The organism is Actinobacillus suis ATCC 33415 (assembly GCF_000739435.1).
GTDB classification, from domain to species: domain Bacteria; phylum Pseudomonadota; class Gammaproteobacteria; order Enterobacterales; family Pasteurellaceae; genus Actinobacillus; species Actinobacillus suis.
On record NZ_CP009159.1, the window covers coordinates 489,672 to 507,487 of the forward strand.

Annotated in this window: 13 protein-coding genes; 9 read left to right on the top strand and 4 right to left on the bottom strand. The window is 41.0% G+C overall.

All coding sequences use genetic code 11. From position 1 onward, the window contains the following. Positions 1-151: 151 nt before the first annotated feature. The 5 genes from glgB to ASU1_RS02295 all read left to right on the top strand — a co-directional run bounded on the left by glgB (position 152) and on the right by ASU1_RS02295 (position 9,992). On the top strand, positions 152-2,437 hold the full coding sequence (glgB, locus tag ASU1_RS02275) for a 1,4-alpha-glucan branching protein GlgB (RefSeq protein ID WP_039194945.1): 2,286 nt from the start codon (positions 152-154) through the stop codon (positions 2,435-2,437). Between the two features lie 3 nt (positions 2,438-2,440). Next, positions 2,441-4,423, top strand: a complete 1,983-nt coding sequence (glgX, locus tag ASU1_RS02280; protein WP_014991225.1) for a glycogen debranching protein GlgX — start codon at positions 2,441-2,443, stop codon at positions 4,421-4,423. Between the two features lie 36 nt (positions 4,424-4,459). Further along, positions 4,460-5,770, top strand: coding sequence for a glucose-1-phosphate adenylyltransferase (gene glgC, locus ASU1_RS02285; RefSeq protein WP_014991226.1), 1,311 nt, complete (start codon positions 4,460-4,462; stop codon positions 5,768-5,770). Between the two features lie 94 nt (positions 5,771-5,864). Then, positions 5,865-7,301, top strand: a complete 1,437-nt coding sequence (gene glgA / locus ASU1_RS02290) for a glycogen synthase GlgA (RefSeq protein ID WP_014991227.1) — start codon at positions 5,865-5,867, stop codon at positions 7,299-7,301. Positions 7,302-7,490: 189 nt separating this feature from the next. Continuing rightward, positions 7,491-9,992, top strand: a complete 2,502-nt coding sequence (locus tag ASU1_RS02295; protein ID WP_014991228.1) for a glycogen/starch/alpha-glucan phosphorylase — start codon at positions 7,491-7,493, stop codon at positions 9,990-9,992. Positions 9,993-10,100: 108 nt separating this feature from the next. On the opposite strand, the gene ndk is transcribed toward ASU1_RS02295, so the two are convergent. Together ndk and metG are read right to left on the bottom strand one after the other, a co-directional pair. After that, complete coding sequence (gene ndk / locus ASU1_RS02300) at positions 10,101-10,517, bottom strand: nucleoside-diphosphate kinase (protein WP_014991229.1); 417 nt, start codon at positions 10,515-10,517, stop codon at positions 10,101-10,103. A gap of 54 nt (positions 10,518-10,571) precedes the next feature. After that, positions 10,572-12,629, bottom strand: coding sequence for a methionine--tRNA ligase (metG, locus tag ASU1_RS02305; RefSeq protein WP_014991230.1), 2,058 nt, complete (start codon positions 12,627-12,629; stop codon positions 10,572-10,574). Between the two features lie 200 nt (positions 12,630-12,829). Between metG and ASU1_RS02310 the strand changes: the two genes are divergently transcribed. From ASU1_RS02310 to ASU1_RS02325, 4 genes are all read left to right on the top strand, one after another. Continuing rightward, a complete protein-coding gene (locus tag ASU1_RS02310) occupies positions 12,830-13,594 on the top strand; it encodes a hypothetical protein (RefSeq protein ID WP_014991231.1) in 765 nt (254 codons plus the stop codon). A 154-nt stretch (positions 13,595-13,748) separates the two neighbouring features. Continuing rightward, a complete protein-coding gene (gene menC / locus ASU1_RS02315; RefSeq protein ID WP_014991232.1) occupies positions 13,749-14,726 on the top strand; it encodes an o-succinylbenzoate synthase in 978 nt (325 codons plus the stop codon). A gap of 121 nt (positions 14,727-14,847) precedes the next feature. Then, positions 14,848-15,540, top strand: coding sequence for a 16S rRNA pseudouridine(516) synthase RsuA (gene rsuA, locus ASU1_RS02320; RefSeq protein ID WP_014991233.1), 693 nt, complete (start codon positions 14,848-14,850; stop codon positions 15,538-15,540). After that, positions 15,540-16,736 carry a Bcr/CflA family multidrug efflux MFS transporter gene (locus ASU1_RS02325; RefSeq protein ID WP_014991234.1) on the top strand — a complete coding sequence of 399 codons (1,197 nt, stop codon included), beginning with the start codon at positions 15,540-15,542 and terminating at the stop codon, positions 16,734-16,736. The genes rsuA and ASU1_RS02325 overlap by 1 nt, the downstream gene beginning before the upstream one ends. 47 nt (positions 16,737-16,783) lie before the next feature. Here the strand turns inward: ASU1_RS02325 and ASU1_RS02330 are convergent, their stop codons facing one another. Next, positions 16,784-17,170 (bottom strand): hypothetical protein, encoded by a 387-nt coding sequence (locus ASU1_RS02330; protein ID WP_014991235.1) that lies wholly within the window; start codon positions 17,168-17,170, stop codon positions 16,784-16,786. Positions 17,171-17,244: 74 nt separating this feature from the next. Beyond that, a complete protein-coding gene (locus ASU1_RS02335) occupies positions 17,245-17,814 on the bottom strand; it encodes a TorD/DmsD family molecular chaperone (RefSeq protein ID WP_014991236.1) in 570 nt (189 codons plus the stop codon). Positions 17,815-17,816 lie beyond the last annotated feature (2 nt).

The window sequence follows — 17,816 nt, forward strand, 5'->3', positions numbered from 1 at the left end:
GAACTAGTTCGCATATATTGCGAAAAAAATATGATGTAAATCACAAAAGCGCATAGTTTTTCGGTGAGGTTTTTATTTTAATGTTAAAATGCAAACGTTTTCGTCAGAAAAGAAAAATAATTTAGAGTGTAAAAAAATGAGGAAGCAAATAATGACAACTTATAATTATTCAGAACAAGATTCGTCTTTTATTGAGCAGCTTTCCGGTGGGTATTGCAAAGACCCGTTTTCCTATTTGGGCAGTCATTTTGAAAATGGACATTGTGTGATAAGGATTTATTTACCTGAAGCTGATGCCGTTAAGATTGTGGATGAAAAGGGGCGATGTTTATCCGACACGCTAAAAATTGATGATTGCGGCGTTTTTATCGCTGTGCTTGATTGTTCCGACCCTCATTTCTATTACCGTTTACGCGTTACTTATCCTTTGGGTGAAATTGATATTGAAGACCCATACCGCTTTAAATCCTCCCTATTCGAATTAGATAATTGGTTATTATCTGAAGGCACTCATCTTCGTCCTTATGAAAAATTAGGCGCTCATTTTGAAATCCAAGAAAATATTGACGGTGTACGTTTTAGTGTTTGGGCGCCAAATGCAAAACGTGTTTCTGTTGTCGGGGATTTTAATTATTGGGACGGGCGAGTACATAGTATGCGCTTTCACGCAGAAAGCGGTATTTGGGATATATTTATTCCGAATATTGATGCAGGAGCATTATATAAATTTGAATTATTAGATAGCCATGGTCAGCTGCGTTTGAAATCAGACCCTTACGCCTTTGCTTCACAGCTTCGCCCTGAAACGGCTTCAATCGTTACCGGATTATCGGAGATTGTTCAGGTTGAGGAAAAACTTCGCCGAGCAAATAATATTGATCAACCGATTTCAATTTATGAAGTTCATCTAGGTTCTTGGCGCCGCAATTTAGAAAATAACTATTGGCTGAATTATGATGAAATTGCCAGTGAACTCATTCCTTATGTAAAAGATATGGGATTCACTCATATTGAATTACTTCCTATTACCGAATATCCGTTTGATGGCTCTTGGGGTTATCAGCCTATTGGACTTTATTCGCCAACTAGCCGCTTCGGCTCGCCACATGATCTCCGTTCGTTTATCCGCAAAGCTCACGCAGCGGGCATTGCAGTGATTTTAGATTGGGTGGTCGGACATTTTCCAACCGATTCACACGGTTTAGTGCAATTTGACGGTTCACATTTATATGAGCACCAAGATCCGAGAGAAGGCTATCACCAAGATTGGAATACGTTAATTTTTAATTACGGTCGTAATGAAGTTTTCAATTATCTCTCCGGCAATGCGTTGTATTGGACGGAACGTTTCGGCATTGACGGTTTACGTGTGGACGCGGTTTCTTCAATGATTTACCGAGATTACTCACGTAAAGACGGTGAATGGATTCCAAACCAATATGGCGGACGTGAGAATTTGGAAGCATTGGATTTTTTACGCCGCACCAATCAAATGCTTGAGCAAGAAGGTCATGCTGCGGTGACGATAGCAGAGGAATCGACCTCATTTAACGGCATTACGCATGCGGTAAGCCAGCAAGGCGTAGGTTTTGATTATAAATGGAATATGGGGTGGATGAATGACACGCTCCGTTATATGGCGTTAGATCCGATTCATCGTAAATATCATCATGACTGGATGACATTCGGCATGATCTATCAATATAGCGAAAAATTTATTTTGCCGCTTTCACATGATGAAGTGGTGCATGGCAAAGGTTCCTTAATTGGAAAAATGCCGGGCGATTGTTGGCAAAAATTTGCGAATTTACGTGCTTATTACGGCTATATGTGGGGCTATCCGGGCAAAAAATTACTGTTTATGGGTAATGAATTCGCTCAAGGACGAGAATGGAACTTTAACGAAAGTTTGGACTGGTTCTTGCTTGGTGAAGAAGGTGGCAATTGGCATAAAGGTATGTTGAATTGGGTTCGAGATCTGAATCGTGTTTATCAACAATATCCGGCGCTTTATCAACTTGATCATGAGCCTAGCGGTTTTGAGTGGCTGGTAGTGGATGATTGGCAACAATCGGTATTCGCTTTTGAACGTAAAGCGAAAGACGGTTCAAGCGTGATTGTAGTCAGTAATTTCACGCCGATCGTGCGCTATAACTACCGTATTGGTGTCGCACAAGACGGGGTTTATAAAGAGATACTCAACTCGGATGCGGCTTATTATGCCGGTAGTAATGTTGGTAATTACGGTGAGATTCTATGCGAGGAAGAACCGTCACACGGCAAGCCTTATTCTCTCAGCGTTTCATTACCGCCGTTAGCCACGATTTTTATTGTGCGCACAGCAAAACCGGAAGAGGAACAAGCGCTGATTAAAAAGGTAGAAAGCGCATTTAAAAAAACGAAAAACGCTAAGAAAAAAAGAAAAAGTAAGAAGTAGCAGATGAAAATATCAGTGGGAAAGCCGTTCCCTCTTGGTGCACAAGCGGGTAAAAAAGGCACGAATTTTGCAATTTTTTCAGCAAATGCGACCGCTATTGAGCTGTGTATTTTTGATGATAAGGGCGAGCAGTGTTATCCGATGCAGCGTAGTGGCGATATTTGGCATCTGTTCGTTTACGGTGTTGGGAGTGGCACCTTATATGGCTTTAGAGTTTCAGGCGATGTTGATGAGCAAAAAGGCGCATTATTTAATCCGAATAAATTGTTGCTTGATCCGTATGCTAAACGAGTAGTCGGGCTACCCGATGCGCATGATGAGAAGGCGTTAAGTTATTTTGTTTGGAATGACCCGCAAGATAATGCTCACCTTGCGCCTAAATCAGTTGTGGTAACCGATGATTTTGATTGGACTGGTGAAAAACGTCCGCATTATTCATGGGCGGAAACGATTATTTACGAAGCACACGTAAAAGGCTTTAGTCGTTTAAATCATAATATTCCGGAGCCGTTACGCGGGACTTACGCAGGTATGGCGCATCCGGCATCGATCGCACATTTAAAACGGTTAGGCGTGACGACGATTGAACTGCAGCCGGTGAGCTACCATGCGGATGAAGTGCATTTACAGCGATTAGGGCTAACCAATTATTGGGGATATAGCGTTTTAGCGCATTCGGCAATTGATCCTTGCTTAGCCTGGGACCAAGAAGATCCGCTTTCCGAGTTTAAATATTTAGTTAAAACCTTACACCAAAATGGCTTTGAAGTAATTTTAGACGTGGTTTATAACCACACGGTGGAAGCCGGTAAAGACGGTATGATGCTCTGCCAAAGAGGAATTGATAACCAAAGCTATTATTGGCTGGACGAACAAGGCGAATATCGCAATTGGACGGGGTGTGGCAACGCATTAAATTTAGTTCATCCGATGGTATGCCAATGGGCTGTCGATAGCTTAGTTTACTGGGTGGAAGAATGCCATATTGATGGTTTCCGTTTTGATTTGGCGACAACATTAGGGCGAACGCCTGATTTCTCTAATGTTGCACCACTGTTTGAAAAAATCAAACAAACACCAGCATTGCAGCAGATTAAATTAATTGCAGAACCTTGGGATATCGGCCCGGAAGGCTATCAAGTCGGGCATTTTCCGGCTGGATTTGCCGAATGGAACGATAAATACCGTACCACAATGCGTAGCTTTTTCTTACGTGAAAGCGGCAATTTAGCCGAATTTGCTCGTCGTTTAGCAGGGAGTGACGACTTATATTGGCAATATGCGCCTTCTAAAAGTATTAACTACTTCGCCTCTCATGACGGTTTCACTTTGCAAGATCTCGTGAGTTATAACAAAAAACATAATCAGGCGAATGGCGAGCAAAATCGAGACGGTGATGAACATAATTATAGTAATAATCACGGTGTGGAAGGGGATACGGATAACGAATTGGTAAATATTTTGCGAGATCAGACCGCTTGTAGTTTGCTTGCGACACTGTTTCTCTCAAATGGCGTACCGATGCTACGTGCCGGCGATGAGTTGGGGCATTCGCAAAAAGGCAACAATAACAGTTATTGCCAAGATAATGAAACGACTTGGATTAATTGGCAGCAGACGAATGATAAACGCATCGACTATGTCGCTAAGTGGATTGATTTACGTAAACAAATTTCGCTGCTTTCCCACCAAAGTCATTGGTGGACAGAAAATGACGTGCAGTGGTTTTCCGCATACGGTGAGATTATGCAAGTGGACGATTGGCATAACCACTCACTTAAAGCATTACAAATTCTTCTTCAAGAACAATGGCTTATCTTAATTAATGCTAAAAAAGATAAGCAACAATTTTTCTTACCTCAAGGTAAATGGCATTTTTACCTTGGGAAAGAAACGGCAACTTTGATAGCGGATGCGCAGGCGGTTACTCTTCAGCTGGAACAGATGGGAGTATGCGTGCTTCAAAGAAAATTAGGCTCACATTAGCGTGATAAATGACACACAACATCGGAGAAACAAAGTATGCTTACACAAGAAAAAAACGATTTAACCAGAAACGATATTACTAACGATACGTTAGTGCTTATTTTAGCGGGTGGTCGTGGTTCACGTCTTTATGAGTTAACTGACAGACGAGCAAAACCAGCTGTGTATTTTGGTGGTAGCCGCCGCATTATCGACTTTGCGCTTTCAAACTGTATTAATTCTAATTTACTTAAAGTGGGGGTAATTACCCAGTATGCCGCCCACTCATTACTGCGCCACTTACAGCGTGGCTGGTCATTCCTTCCTTATGAACGTAATCAATATATTGATATGCTACCGGCTCGCCAACAGTTAGATGAAAACACTTGGTATCGTGGAACCGCCGATGCGGTATATCAAAATATGGCGATGATGAAATCGCATTATCGCCCGAAATATGTGGTGATTTTAGCCGGCGATCACATTTATAAAATGGATTATACTCAGATGTTGCGTGACCATGTAGAAAGTGGTGCAAAATGTACGGTCGGCTGTATTGAAGTGCCTCGGGAGCAAGCGGTCGAATTTGGTGTGATGGCGGTTAACGATAAATTAAAAGTGAAAGAATTCGTGGAAAAACCGTCAAATCCGCCGGCAATGCCTGATAAGCCGAATTCATCGTTAGCTTCCATGGGGATTTACGTGTTTGATGCAGATTATTTATATGACGTATTAGAACGAGAAGCTTCTATTCCGGGGACTTCGCACGACTTTGGTAAAGATATCATTCCAAAAGCGGTAGAAGAGGGCGTGCTATATGCGCATCCGTTTGAACGTTCATGTAAAGGTCGTAATGCAAGCGGTTCGATTTATTGGCGAGATGTCGGTACGATTGATAGCTATTGGGCGGCACATATGGATTTAGTTTCGGAAGTGCCGCAACTTGATTTATATGATGAGTCTTGGCCGATTCACGGACGACCGCAACAAACCGCACCGGCACGTTTCTTTTATAAAAAAGCACGTCAGCATACTTTGGATAACTCGTTAATTGCCGGTGGTTGTGTGGTCACCGATGCGGAAATCAGTAATTCGGTCTTATTTGCCAAAGTAAAAGTGGATGCGGAAACCGTAATTGAACATACGGTGATTTTACCGCAGGTAACGATTGGTAAGAACTGCGTGATCAAACGTGCGGTAATTGATCGTCACTGTACCATTCCTGATGGTTTGGAAATCGGTGTAAACTTGGAAGAAGATGCAAAACGTTTCCGAGTCAGTAAAGGTGGGATCGTCTTGGTGACTCAGAAAATGCTTGATTCATTAAGCGGTTATGAGTCCAGTATAAAATTCCATCATACAATTTAATCTGATACAGGTGGGCGTTTAGCCCACCTTTAGCGCTTTTACAAGCGGTCTAATTTTCTCTTTATTTTACAAATACAAATTAAACGGCAACAAAATGAAAATTCTACATATTTGCTCGGAGATGTATCCGTTAATTAAAACCGGTGGACTTGCGGATGTGATGGGGGCTTTGCCTTATGCACAGCAGCAAGCTGGCAATGATGTCCGAGTTTTGCTACCGCTCTATCCTCAAGTAGCGGAAAAAATTGGGGAAACAAACGAAGTAGTCACTTTAGGTACTTTTGCCGGTTTAGTGACGATTCATTTTACTTATTTCAATGGTTTGGGCATTTATCTGATTGATGCGCCGCACTTATTTCAGCGTTCTGGCAATCCGTATCACGATTCTGGTTATGCAGATTATCCAGATAACTATAAGCGCTTTGCTATTTTAGGCTATTTAGGTGCGCAGCTATCGGAAGGGCTAGATCATTGGTGGGGTAAAGCGGATATTGTACATGCGCATGATTGGCAGGGCGGTTTGGCTTGTGCTTACCTGAAAAGTTGGCATAGCCCGGTGAAAAGCGTTTTCACCATTCACAATATTGCCTATCCGGGGCGCTTCCAGCCGCATCATTTACCGGAGTTGGGTTTCTCATGGGATTTCTTCCAAGCAGAAGGTATGGAATTTTATGGTGAAATCTCCTATCTAAAAGCCGGATTGTATTATGCGGATCGCATTACGACAGTAAGTCCGACCTATGCGCTGGAAATTACCGAGCAAATTGCCGGTGGCGGAATGCACGGCTTGCTACAAACACGTAAAGCGCAAGGGCGTTTACACGGCGTGTTAAACGGTGTGGACGATAAGGTATGGAATCCGGAAACCGATGAAAATATTGTAGCGACATACAAACCGAGTTATATGCACGGTAAGGCGAAAAACAAAGCTGAGTTACAACGTATGTTTAACTTACCGGAAGACAAAGATGCAATGCTTATGGTCATGGTAACTCGCTTAACGGAGCAAAAAGGGGCGGATTTCTTACTGGATAGAATTGATGACGTGATGCAACAGCACGTGCAACTAATCGTCTTGGGTAGCGGCTCCCCGCATTTGGAATATCTGCTAAACGAAGCACGTAGTCGTTATCCGGAGCAAATCGGTTTGTATATCGGTTATAACGAGGCACTGTCTCATCAAATTATTGCCGGTGGTGATGTCATTCTTGTGCCAAGTCGTTTCGAACCATGTGGTTTAACGCAGTTATACGGATTGAAATACGGTACTTTACCGCTAGTTCGCCAAACCGGTGGTTTAGCCGATACGGTGGTGGATAGTCACAAAGACAGCATTGAACAACGTAATGCAACTGGATTTGTATTTAAATACCCTAGCAGTGATGATTTCTTTGAAGCATTCCAACGTGCGGTAAATCTTTGGAAAAAACAAAAGTTATGGTCTAGCGTGCGTCAAAATGCGTTAGCGCAAGATTTCGGCTGGGCAAGAGCCGCAGCAGCTTACCAGGCAATTTATCAAGAGATTGTATAACCTTACTTTTCACAAGCGGTCGGAATTTGCAAAAAAATTGCAAAATCTTACCGCTTATTTTGTAAACAATAGCAATAAAGCAAAATCTTTGTAATTCTCCAGCGATTTTTATGGCATTAACTATAAAATTGTTGTGTTTTTTTTACTCGATTTCCGTTTGTTACTTCACTTGTTAGTTAGGAGCTATTCATGGGCAATAAAATTTTAAGTCCCGAAAATATTCAACATGTAAAAGATGCCATTTTATATAAATTGGTTTATGCGCTAGGGGTAGAGCCTCGTGAAGCAAGTAAACGTAACTGGCTAAATGCAGCGTTACGTGTGGTGCGAGATCTTTCTACTGAGTCGTGGCTACAAACTCGCCGCAGCCAAGTGGCGAACGCCAGCCGCCGTGTGTATTACCTTTCAATGGAATTTTTGATGGGACGTACGTTCTCAAACGCAATGATTGCAGAAGGCGTGTATGAGTTAGTCGATGCCGCATTAAAAGAACTCGGACAAAATATTGAAGAGATTATTAACGAAGAAGGCGATCCGGGTTTAGGTAACGGCGGTTTAGGGCGTTTAGCCGCTTGTTATATGGATAGTCTTGCTGCAATGAAAATTCCGGCGATTGGCTACGGTATTCAATATGAGTACGGGATGTTCCGCCAAGAAATTCGTCACGGCGAACAAGTTGAGCAACCGGATCAATGGTTAGAAAATGAGTTTGTATGGCCGTATTTGCGTTCAAGTAAACGTTTCCCGATTCGCTTTGGCGGTCGCATTTGGCAAGAAGGCAAAAAAACCGTATGGCAGCCGGATGAAGAAATTATCGCTCAAGCTCACGATCAATTAATTCCCGGCTATGAAACCACCGCAACCAATAGCTTACGTTTATGGTCGGCGCACGCTTCAGGGAAAGGTTTCGGTTTAGCGGATTTCAACCGTGGTGATTATTTTGCCGCAATGAGCCATCAGAATTTATCGGAGAACGTTTCTCGGGTGTTGTATCCGGACGATTCTACTTATAACGGACGTGAATTACGTTTACGCCAAGAATATTTCCTTTGTTCCGCTTCGGTGCAAGATATTATCCGTCGCCATGAAGCGGAATGCGGATCTTGTGTCAATTTAGCCGATAAAGTGGCGATTCATTTAAACGATACCCACCCAACGCTTGCCGTGCCGGAATTAATGCGCATCTTAATTGATGAGAAAGGCTATAGCTGGGATCAAGCGTGGAATATGACTCGCAAAATTTTCTACTATACCAACCACACCTTAATGAGCGAAGCATTAGAAACTTGGCCGGTGGAAATGTTAGGGCGTATTTTACCGCGTCACTTAGGCATTATTTTTGAGATCAATGAATGGTTCTTAAATGAAGTGCGTGAAAAATTCCCGGGTGAAGAAGATTTAGTACAACGTGTGTCACTGATTGATGAACACGGTGATCGCCGAGTGCGTATGGCGTGGGTAGCGGTTGTGGCTTCAAGCAAAGTAAACGGTGTGGCAAAAATCCACTCGGATTTAATGGTGGAATCCATTTTTGCCGACTTTGCTCGAATTTATCCGGATCGTTTCACCAATGTAACCAATGGGGTAACCCCTCGCCGTTGGATCAAAATTGCCAACCCGGGTTTAGCCAATATTTTGGATAAACGTATCGGCAAAGATTGGTTAACCGATCTCAGTGAATTAGAAAAATTCAATGTCTTTGTGGATGATGCGGATGTTCAAGCCGAAATTGCAGCGGTGAAATATGAGAATAAACGTAAGTTGGCGGATTATGTTGAGAAAAATTTAGGTATCAAACTGAATCCGGAAGCGATTTTTGACGTACAAGTTAAACGTATTCATAAATATAAACGCCAACAGTTAAACGTATTACATATTATTACGCTATATAATCGTATCTTAAAAAATCCGAATGCGGATTGGACGCCACGTGTGTTTATCTTTGCCGGTAAAGCGGCAAGTGCTTACTATGCAGCGAAGAAAGTCATTCGTTTGATTAACGATGTTGCAAATGTAATCAATAATGATGAACGAGTACGTGATTTGATCAAGGTGGTGTTTATTCCGAATTATGGCGTATCGCTCGCACAAATGATTATTCCGGCAGCGGATGTGTCCGAACAAATTTCATTGGCGGGAACAGAGGCTTCTGGTACGTCTAATATGAAGTTTGCCTTAAACGGCGCATTAACTATCGGGACGTTAGATGGTGCGAATGTTGAAATTTTGGAACACGTCGGCAAAGACAATATCTTTATCTTCGGTAACACGGTCGAACAGGTAGAAGAGCTGCGTCGTAATGGTTATTCGCCGTATCATTATTATGAAACGGACGGTGAATTAAATGAGGCGGTTTCACAAATCTTAAACGGTAAATTCTCACCGGATGATCCGTATCGTTATCAAGATCTGATTCTAAATTCTGGTGACTATTACCAAGCTTGTGCGGATTTCCGTAGCTATGTTGAAGCGCAAGAACGAGTTGCAGCCGCTTATCGCAATAAGAAAGCGTGGACACGTTCGGCTATTATCAATATTGCGAATATGGGCTATTTCTCATCAGATCGCTCGGTGCTAGATTATGCACGAGATATTTGGCATATCGAGCCAATGGATGAAGTGCAATTAAAAGAAAATACTGATTTGGCGAGTATTATTGAAAGCTCAAGCAAGCTATTGATTATTCGTTAATAATATGAACAAGCGGTCTGTTTCTTGCAAAATTTTGCGGAAATTCGACCGCTTGTAGAGCTAAAAAAGCCGTTTGTTTAAAACAAACGGCTTTCTTTTTAGTCTTGCTTAAATAATTTCATTTGGTGTGAAGAAGTAGGCGATTTCACGTTTTGCAGATTCTTCAGAATCCGAACCGTGAACCGAGTTCTCACGACCGCTGATAGCGTAGAGTGCTCGAATCGTGCCGGCTTTACGTTGCTCCGGATTAGTTGCACCCATTAATTCACGGTAGTGAGCGATAGCATTTTCACCTTCAAGTACTACCGCAACAATCGGTGCCGAAATCATAAATTCGACTAACGGCGCAAAGAATTCTTTACCTTGGTGTTCTGCATAGAAGCCTTCCGCTTGTTCTTGGGTTAGTTGTACTTTTTTGAGAGCTTTAATGGTTAAGCCAGCTTCTTCTAAATGGCTAAGAATTTTACCGATTAAATTACGTTTTGTTGCATCGGGTTTAATTAAACAAAGCGTTTGTTGGATCATGGTTTCTCCTTAATTCGCAAAAAAAGCGGTGAATCTCACCGCTTGTTATTGCTTTTATTTTACTTGCATACCTGGGCGGATACCTTCATCAGCTGAAAGTAAGAATAAGTCTGCACCGCCGGTGCCTGCCGATAAGATCATACCTTCTGACACGCCGAATTTCATTTTACGTGGTGCAAGGTTTGCTACCATAATCACGAAACGACCGACTAATTCTTCCGGATTGTTATATGCCGCTTTAATTCCCGATAACACTTGACGTTGGTGATCGCCTAAATCTAATTGGAATTTTAATAATTTGTTTGATTCCGGTACGGCTTCACAGCTAATCACTTTTGCCACACGTAAATCTAATTTCGCGAAATCATCAATTGTGATTTCCGCTGCGATAGGCTCAACAGCCGTATTTTCGGTATTTTCCACTTTTTGTTTTCCTTTTTTATCTTCTGCTTTATTTTGTTCTGCAAACAATGCTTTGGTTTCTTCAATCACCGCATCAATTTGTTTTTTCTCAAGACGAGAGAACAATGATTTAAACGGTGCAACGTTTTTACCTAATAATGGTTGGTGAATATTTTCCCACGTTAATTCAGCTTGTAAGAAAGCTTCGGCACGTTCCGCTAACTGTGGTAATACCGGTTTTAAGTAACTCATTAACACACGGAATAATTCAATACCCATTGAACAAACCGCTTGTAATTCCGCTTCACGCCCTTCTTGTTTTGCAATCACCCAAGGCGCTTTATCATCGACATATTTATTCGCTTTATCACAAAGATCCATAATTAAACGAATTGCTTTGTTAAATTCACGATTTTCGTAATGTGTTGCGATCTGCTCTGATTGTGCAATAAATTCTGCGAAAAGTGCTTCATCTTCTAATTTATCAGCCAATTTACCTTCAAAACGTTTGGCAATAAAACTTGCATTACGTGAAGCAAGGTTCACCAATTTATTAACGATATCGCTGTTTACACGTTGGACGAAATCTTCAAGGCTTAAATCCAAGTCCTCAATACGTTCGTTCAATTTTGCCGCATAGTAATAACGTAAACATTCCGGATCGATATGTTTTAAATAAGTACTTGCTTGAATAAAGGTACCGCGTGATTTTGACATTTTCACACCGTCAACTGTGACGTAACCGTGCGCAAATACATTGGTTGGCTTACGTAATTCACAACCGTCTAACATTGCCGGCCAGAAAAGGCTGTGGAAGTAAACGATATCTTTACCGATAAAGTGATAAAGCTCGGTTTCTGAGTCTTTTTTCCAGAATTCGTCAAAGTTTAAGCCGCTGCGATCACATAAATTTTTAAATGACGCCATATAGCCGATAGGTGCATCAAGCCATACGTAGAAGAATTTATTTTCCGCATCCGGAATTGGGAAACCGAAGTAAGGTGCGTCACGACTGATGTCCCATTGTTGTAAACCGCTTTCAAACCATTCTTGCATTTTGTTGGCAATTTCTGATTGCAGTGAACCTGAACGAGTCCACTCTTTCAACATACCTTCAAAACTTGGTAAATCGAAGAAAAAATGCTCGGATTCTTTCACGATTGGTGTTGCACCGGAAACTGCAGAACGAGGATTGATAAGATCCATCGGGCTATAAGTTGAAGCACACACTTCACAGTTATCACCGTATTGGTCTTCCGCTTTACACTTCGGGCAAGTACCTTTTACAAAACGATCCGGAAGAAACATTTGTTTTTCAGGGTCAAATAGCTGAGAGATCACTCGACTTTTGATAAAACCGTTAGCACGTAATTTTTTATACATTTCGGTAGTAAGTTCACGGTTTTCTTCGCTATGAGTTGAATGATAGTTATCGAAACTAATGTTAAAGCCTTTGAAATCCGCTACGTGATCAGTTTTTGCTTTTTCAATGAGTTGTTCCGGAGTAATGCCTTGTTTTGCTGCATTAAGCATAATCGGTGTGCCGTGCGCATCGTCCGCACACACAAAGTGAATCTCGTTGCCACGCATACGCTGGAAGCGCACCCAAATATCCGCTTGGATATGTTCAAGCATATGACCTAAATGGATTGCACCGTTTGCATAGGGAAGGGCGCAGGTAACCAGCATTTTTCGTTTTTGGTTTGACATGAATGATCTCTCTGAATTTATTACAAAATTCTGTAAATTGTAGCGGAAAAAGGGCTTTTTTTCTAGAGCGTATCTGAAATGAACGTTGTTATTGTCTTCATTAACTTCAAATTTAACAAAATTTCATTGTAAAGAATGTATTGTTTTTGTAAAAAGTTGATAGAATGTATCTATAACAACAATTATAGAAGGAGAGGCTAATGTTTTATTTAAAAAAACATTATTACGACGGAATTGATAAGCAAGGAAATACGTTTATTATTTATTTTGTTGAGTTTATGTTATTGGGAATTAAAATTCCTTATTCTTCCATTTTATTTAATAGTAAAAATGGTCAGCAATTTGAAAAAAGTGTTTTTTTCAGACCAAAACAAATAGATCGTTCTATTAATCACTCTCGTTTAAATTTTTCAGCATATTGGATACCACATTCGCCTGAAATAAAATCAACCTTAGTTTATAACTCAACACAATATATGAATTGGAATTGCCATACGCCGAAAGGCAATTTTCATATCATATTTCAAGGCAAAGAGTACCAAGGATTAAGCTATGCAGAAACGCTAGATATGAATTTTTTGCCTTGGGAACTTACTGTTTCTGAATTATATTGGGGACGTTTCTTATCTGAAAGTCATACGGTAATTTGGATGGAATGGAAAGGTAAGCAATCGTTTAAACAGCTTATTTGGAATGGAAAGCAATTTAGTGATTTTGAAATTCAAGAAGAAGGAATTTTGTTACCTTCAGAAAATATGTTTTTGCGTTTTCAAATGTCAACCATGTTAAAAAATGAACCGATTGGACATTTGATTACAAAAATACCATTATTAAAATATTTTCTGCCTAAGCGTTTTTTACGGACTCGCACAATAAAATGGAAAAGCGAAACCAAAATACTGATAAATCAAAAAGTACAAGAAGTAGGCTACGCTTTATATCAGAAAGTATTATGGAGAAAGTAAAAATTAAGATTAGATATTCATAATATGGTTATTTTTTGATTATTTTATTGTGTAAAGTTATTAGTTGTTTTGAACAATCAATAAAGATCTTCTCGTTTCAAGCAAGAATAGCGGTAAAATAAGTCTAAAATTTTGCAATTTTTGAGGACTTATTATGCGTAAAGCACAGTTATATCGTTACCAGATTCCAGTAGAAACCGGCGTTATTTTACGTCATCGCCGATTAAAACAGCGTGAAGGTTTAATTGTTAAATTAACTGAAGAGAACCAAGTCGGTTGGGGTGAAATCGCCCCGCTACCTGAATTTAGCCAAGAAGATCTTTCGCTTGCTCAGCAACAAACGGAACAATGGCTTGCGAAATGGCTAGCCGGGCAACAAGATAATTTAGACAGTTATGTGCCTTCCGTGGCATTCGGTTTAAGTTGTGCATTAGCGGAATTAAACGGAGAACTAACTGAGCAAGGAAATTATCGTGCAGCAGTGCTTTGCTATGGTGATCCAGATGAGCTATATGCTGAGCTAAACGCATTGGAAGGTGACAAAATCGGCAAAATGAAAGTCGGGCTGTATGAGGCTAATCGTGACGGTTTAATTGCCAATATGTTGCTTGAAGCTTTACCCGATTTACAATTACGTTTAGATGCGAATCGAGGCTGGACGCTTGAGAAAGCGGTTAAATTTGCCGAAAAAATTGCAAATGAAAACAAAAGTCGTATTCAATTTATTGAAGAACCGTGCAAAACACCGGAACTTTCCCGCCAATTTGCTCAAGTCTCAGGCATTGCGATTGCTTGGGATGAGACTGTACGAGAGCCGAATTTCGTAGTAAAAAACGAACCGAATGTGACCGCTATTGTGATTAAGCCGACCTTAGTTGGCTCGTTACAAAAATGTATTCGTTTAATTGAGCAAGCTCATCAACAAGGACTAAGTGCAGTGATTAGTTCTAGCATTGAGTCGAGTTTAGGTTTAACTCAGCTTGCTCGTTTAGCACAACAATATACACCTGAAACAACACCGGGTTTAGATACGTTAGATCTGATGCAATATCAGCTAATCAGACCTTGGAAACATTCAATCTTGCCAATTGCTGATTTAGATAGTCCGTTTGTGCAAGAAATTATGCTATAATCCCCACTCTATAAGCGGTCAAAAACAGAGAAAAATTTGCAAAAAATGAAGCATTTCTGACCGCTTCCTACTTCTTATTCAATAAAAATTGAATCTCTCCTTTAATATTCAAGAGAAAATTATGCGTTTAGATAAATTTATTGCCGAAAATACGGGGTTAACTCGTTCTCAAGCAGGAAAAGCATTAAAAAGCGGTTTAGTGACGGTGAATGGCAAAATCGAAAAAAGTGGTTCAGCAAAAATTAGTGAAACAGATGAAATTTGTTATGAAGGCGAACGTTTAGAATGGGTTGATGAAGGTCAGTATTTTATGCTGTATAAGCCGCAGGGGTATGTGTGTTCGCATGATGACGGTGAATATCCGACAGTCTTCCAATTTTTTGACTATCCACTGATGACTAAATTGCATACCGCAGGGCGTTTAGATGTGGACACAACCGGTTTGGTTTTATTGACGGATGACGGTAAATGGTCGCACCGTATTACTTCGCCGAAACACCATTGTGAAAAGACCTATTTGGTGACGCTTGCCGATCCGGTGGAAGATTTTTATGAGGAAAAACTTGCGGAAGGTATTTTATTACGCGGTGAACGTGAACCTTGTTTACCGGCACAAATGGAAATTATTGATGATTACAATGTGAATTTAACTATCAGCGAAGGGCGTTATCATCAAGTAAAACGTATGTTTGCCGCTTTAGGTAATAAAGTAGAGGCGTTACATCGCTGGCGTATCGGTGATGTGGTGTTAGATGAAAGCCTTGAAGAAGGTGAATATCGTCCGCTTACCGAGCAAGAAATAGGGGGCTTTTGATGGCACCCCAAAGACCGCATCCGTGCTTTTTTATTATTTTAGGAATGATGGCAATGCTGCCACCGCTTGCGATCGATATGTATCTGCCTTCATTCCTTGATATTGCACGAGATCTACAGGTTTCGCAGGAAAAAGTACAAACTACATTAGCGGTATTTACTTTCGGCTTTGCTGTTGGACAGCTATTTTGGGGGCCGATGGCGGATAGTTTTGGGCGTAAACCGATTATTTTATTTGGTCTTTCCGGTTCGGCGATTGCCGCTTATTTCCTTACAGCAGTGATGACAATCGAGAACTTTTATCTACTACGATTAATTCAAGGGCTTTGTGCAGCAGCACCTGCCGTAGTACTGGGTGCTTTAGTTCGAGATTTGTTTGATCGTAATCGTTTCGCCCAAATGATGTCGGTGATTATGATCATTTCAATGCTTGCCCCGCTATTAGCGCCGATCTTGGGTGGATATATCGCAAAATATTTTCACTGGCATTCGATTTTCTATACCTTAGTATTTATGGGCGTCAGTTGTGTGTTCTTGATCAGCTGGAAAATCCCTGAAACATTAGTACAAGAAAAGCGCCAACCGCTACGTTTTGGTATTGTGTTTAAAAATTTCTGGAAATTGTTATCGGATAAAAGCGTATTAGGTTATGTGTTAGTTGGGGGATTGACCTTTGCCGGTTTATTCTGCTTTTTAACCTCAGGCTCATTGGTCTATATCGGGATTTACGGTGTATCGCAAGAATATTTTGGCTATTTCTTCGGTTTAAATATGATTGTGATGGTCGCAATGACTGCACTAAATGGGCGCATTGTAGTTAAAGTCGGTTCGGAGAAAATGTTGAGAATCGGCTTACTTGTCCAGTTATTAGCTGGTATTTGGCTTACGTGTGTCGCTGTCTTCCAATTAGGCTTTTGGGCGATGGCATTAGGTATTCCGTTTTATGTGGGTATGCTTTCGACCATCGGTAGTAATGCAACGGCAGCGATTTTAGATCGTTATCCGCAAATGGCGGGGACAGCAAACGGTTTAGCCGGAACAGCACGTTTTGGTATTGCTTCGGTAGTTGGTGCAATGTTATCGCATATTACGCTAACAAGTGAGCGCCCGATGCTATATGCAATGGCTATTTGTACCTTAGCGGCTTCTGCCATTTACTACTTATTATGCTGTAATCGTGCTGAACAAGCGGTCTAATTTGGCTTAAATTTTACAAAAACGGACACTGTAAAGTGTCCGTTTTTTTACCAACAAGCGTAACAATAATGCCAAGGGCGGAAATGAGTACGCTCAAAATCATAGTAACGTTGTATTTCCTCTAATTCCGCTTGGTGTTTATAGTTATCCCACGCGAGTTTATAGCAAGATTGGAACAGCGGATCATTGACTTTTTTCTGGTAGCGCTTGGCAAAAGCGGCTTTTTCTTTTTCGGTCTGAGCCACCGGCGGATCATATAACTGCGCTATTAATTCGGCAGTTTCTACATCACACTGCTTAGCTAATGCTACCGATAAGGCTTGATGTGCCTTGAGTTGTTGCGCCTGTCTGGCAGCTTGTTGCTGTGGCGTTAAAGCACAAGCAGAAAGCAATAATGAGAGCAAGACAGGCGTTATCTGAATACACTTTTTCATATTAGCCTCCAATTGATTATGCCAAAAAGTAAGCTCTTTGAGTTTATCACTCAAAGAGCTTTTATTCACATAAATTATTCGCTTTCTTGTTCGGATAATTCTTCTAATTCGTCAGCCATTGCACTGAGTGCATCACGACAAAGTTGAGCAAGCGCTTTGTAGAAACCGCTGTCATGCGCTTCAATTTGTCCTAAGAATTTAGCAGCACACGGCAATAAAAACTGCTCAAAAAAGGCTTGTTGTGCGGCGCTTGAATCTAAATTATCTTCAATCCAAGAGGCGGTAAGTAATAAAAGTGCAACGTGATCAGGTTTGTCTAACGCTGGCATTGCGCGTGTTTGGCGGAAATTGATAAAGTCTTCAACCGCAATTTTATAGGCAGAAATTGTTGTAGCAATAGCTCCTTCCTCGCCAAAAAGTGCTTGATAGCTTGCTTGTAATTGCGTAGGGTTAGCATTTTTTTCTAACACTGTTAAAGCTAATTCACTTTGAGCATCGGTTGAAAGCGCCCATTGCTGGCGTAAACCGCCTTGTGCAAGCCAAGCAAAGGTGCCGGCAAGAATCGGATCAGTTGGGGAACGGTAGAATAAGTTGCCGAATAAACGGCACAATAGTGAAAAATCGTTAATGGTTGTTTCGCTCATAA

What these genes read in the sequence shown, in the direction of transcription:
- glgB (WP_039194945.1), top strand. Translation starts at nt 152, where the DNA reads ATGACAACTTATAATTATTCAGAACAAGATTCGTCTTTTATTGAGCAG.
- glgX (WP_014991225.1), top strand. Translation starts at nt 2,441, where the DNA reads ATGAAAATATCAGTGGGAAAGCCGTTCCCTCTTGGTGCACAAGCGGGT.
- glgC (WP_014991226.1), top strand. Translation starts at nt 4,460, where the DNA reads ATGCTTACACAAGAAAAAAACGATTTAACCAGAAACGATATTACTAAC.
- glgA (WP_014991227.1), top strand. Translation starts at nt 5,865, where the DNA reads ATGAAAATTCTACATATTTGCTCGGAGATGTATCCGTTAATTAAAACC.
- ASU1_RS02295 (WP_014991228.1), top strand. Translation starts at nt 7,491, where the DNA reads ATGGGCAATAAAATTTTAAGTCCCGAAAATATTCAACATGTAAAAGAT.
- ndk (WP_014991229.1), bottom strand. Translation starts at nt 10,517, where the DNA reads ATGATCCAACAAACGCTTTGTTTAATTAAACCCGATGCAACAAAACGT.
- metG (WP_014991230.1), bottom strand. Translation starts at nt 12,629, where the DNA reads ATGTCAAACCAAAAACGAAAAATGCTGGTTACCTGCGCCCTTCCCTAT.
- ASU1_RS02310 (WP_014991231.1), top strand. Translation starts at nt 12,830, where the DNA reads ATGTTTTATTTAAAAAAACATTATTACGACGGAATTGATAAGCAAGGA.
- menC (WP_014991232.1), top strand. Translation starts at nt 13,749, where the DNA reads ATGCGTAAAGCACAGTTATATCGTTACCAGATTCCAGTAGAAACCGGC.
- rsuA (WP_014991233.1), top strand. Translation starts at nt 14,848, where the DNA reads ATGCGTTTAGATAAATTTATTGCCGAAAATACGGGGTTAACTCGTTCT.
- ASU1_RS02325 (WP_014991234.1), top strand. Translation starts at nt 15,540, where the DNA reads ATGGCACCCCAAAGACCGCATCCGTGCTTTTTTATTATTTTAGGAATG.
- ASU1_RS02330 (WP_014991235.1), bottom strand. Translation starts at nt 17,170, where the DNA reads ATGAAAAAGTGTATTCAGATAACGCCTGTCTTGCTCTCATTATTGCTT.
- ASU1_RS02335 (WP_014991236.1), bottom strand. Translation starts at nt 17,814, where the DNA reads ATGAGCGAAACAACCATTAACGATTTTTCACTATTGTGCCGTTTATTC.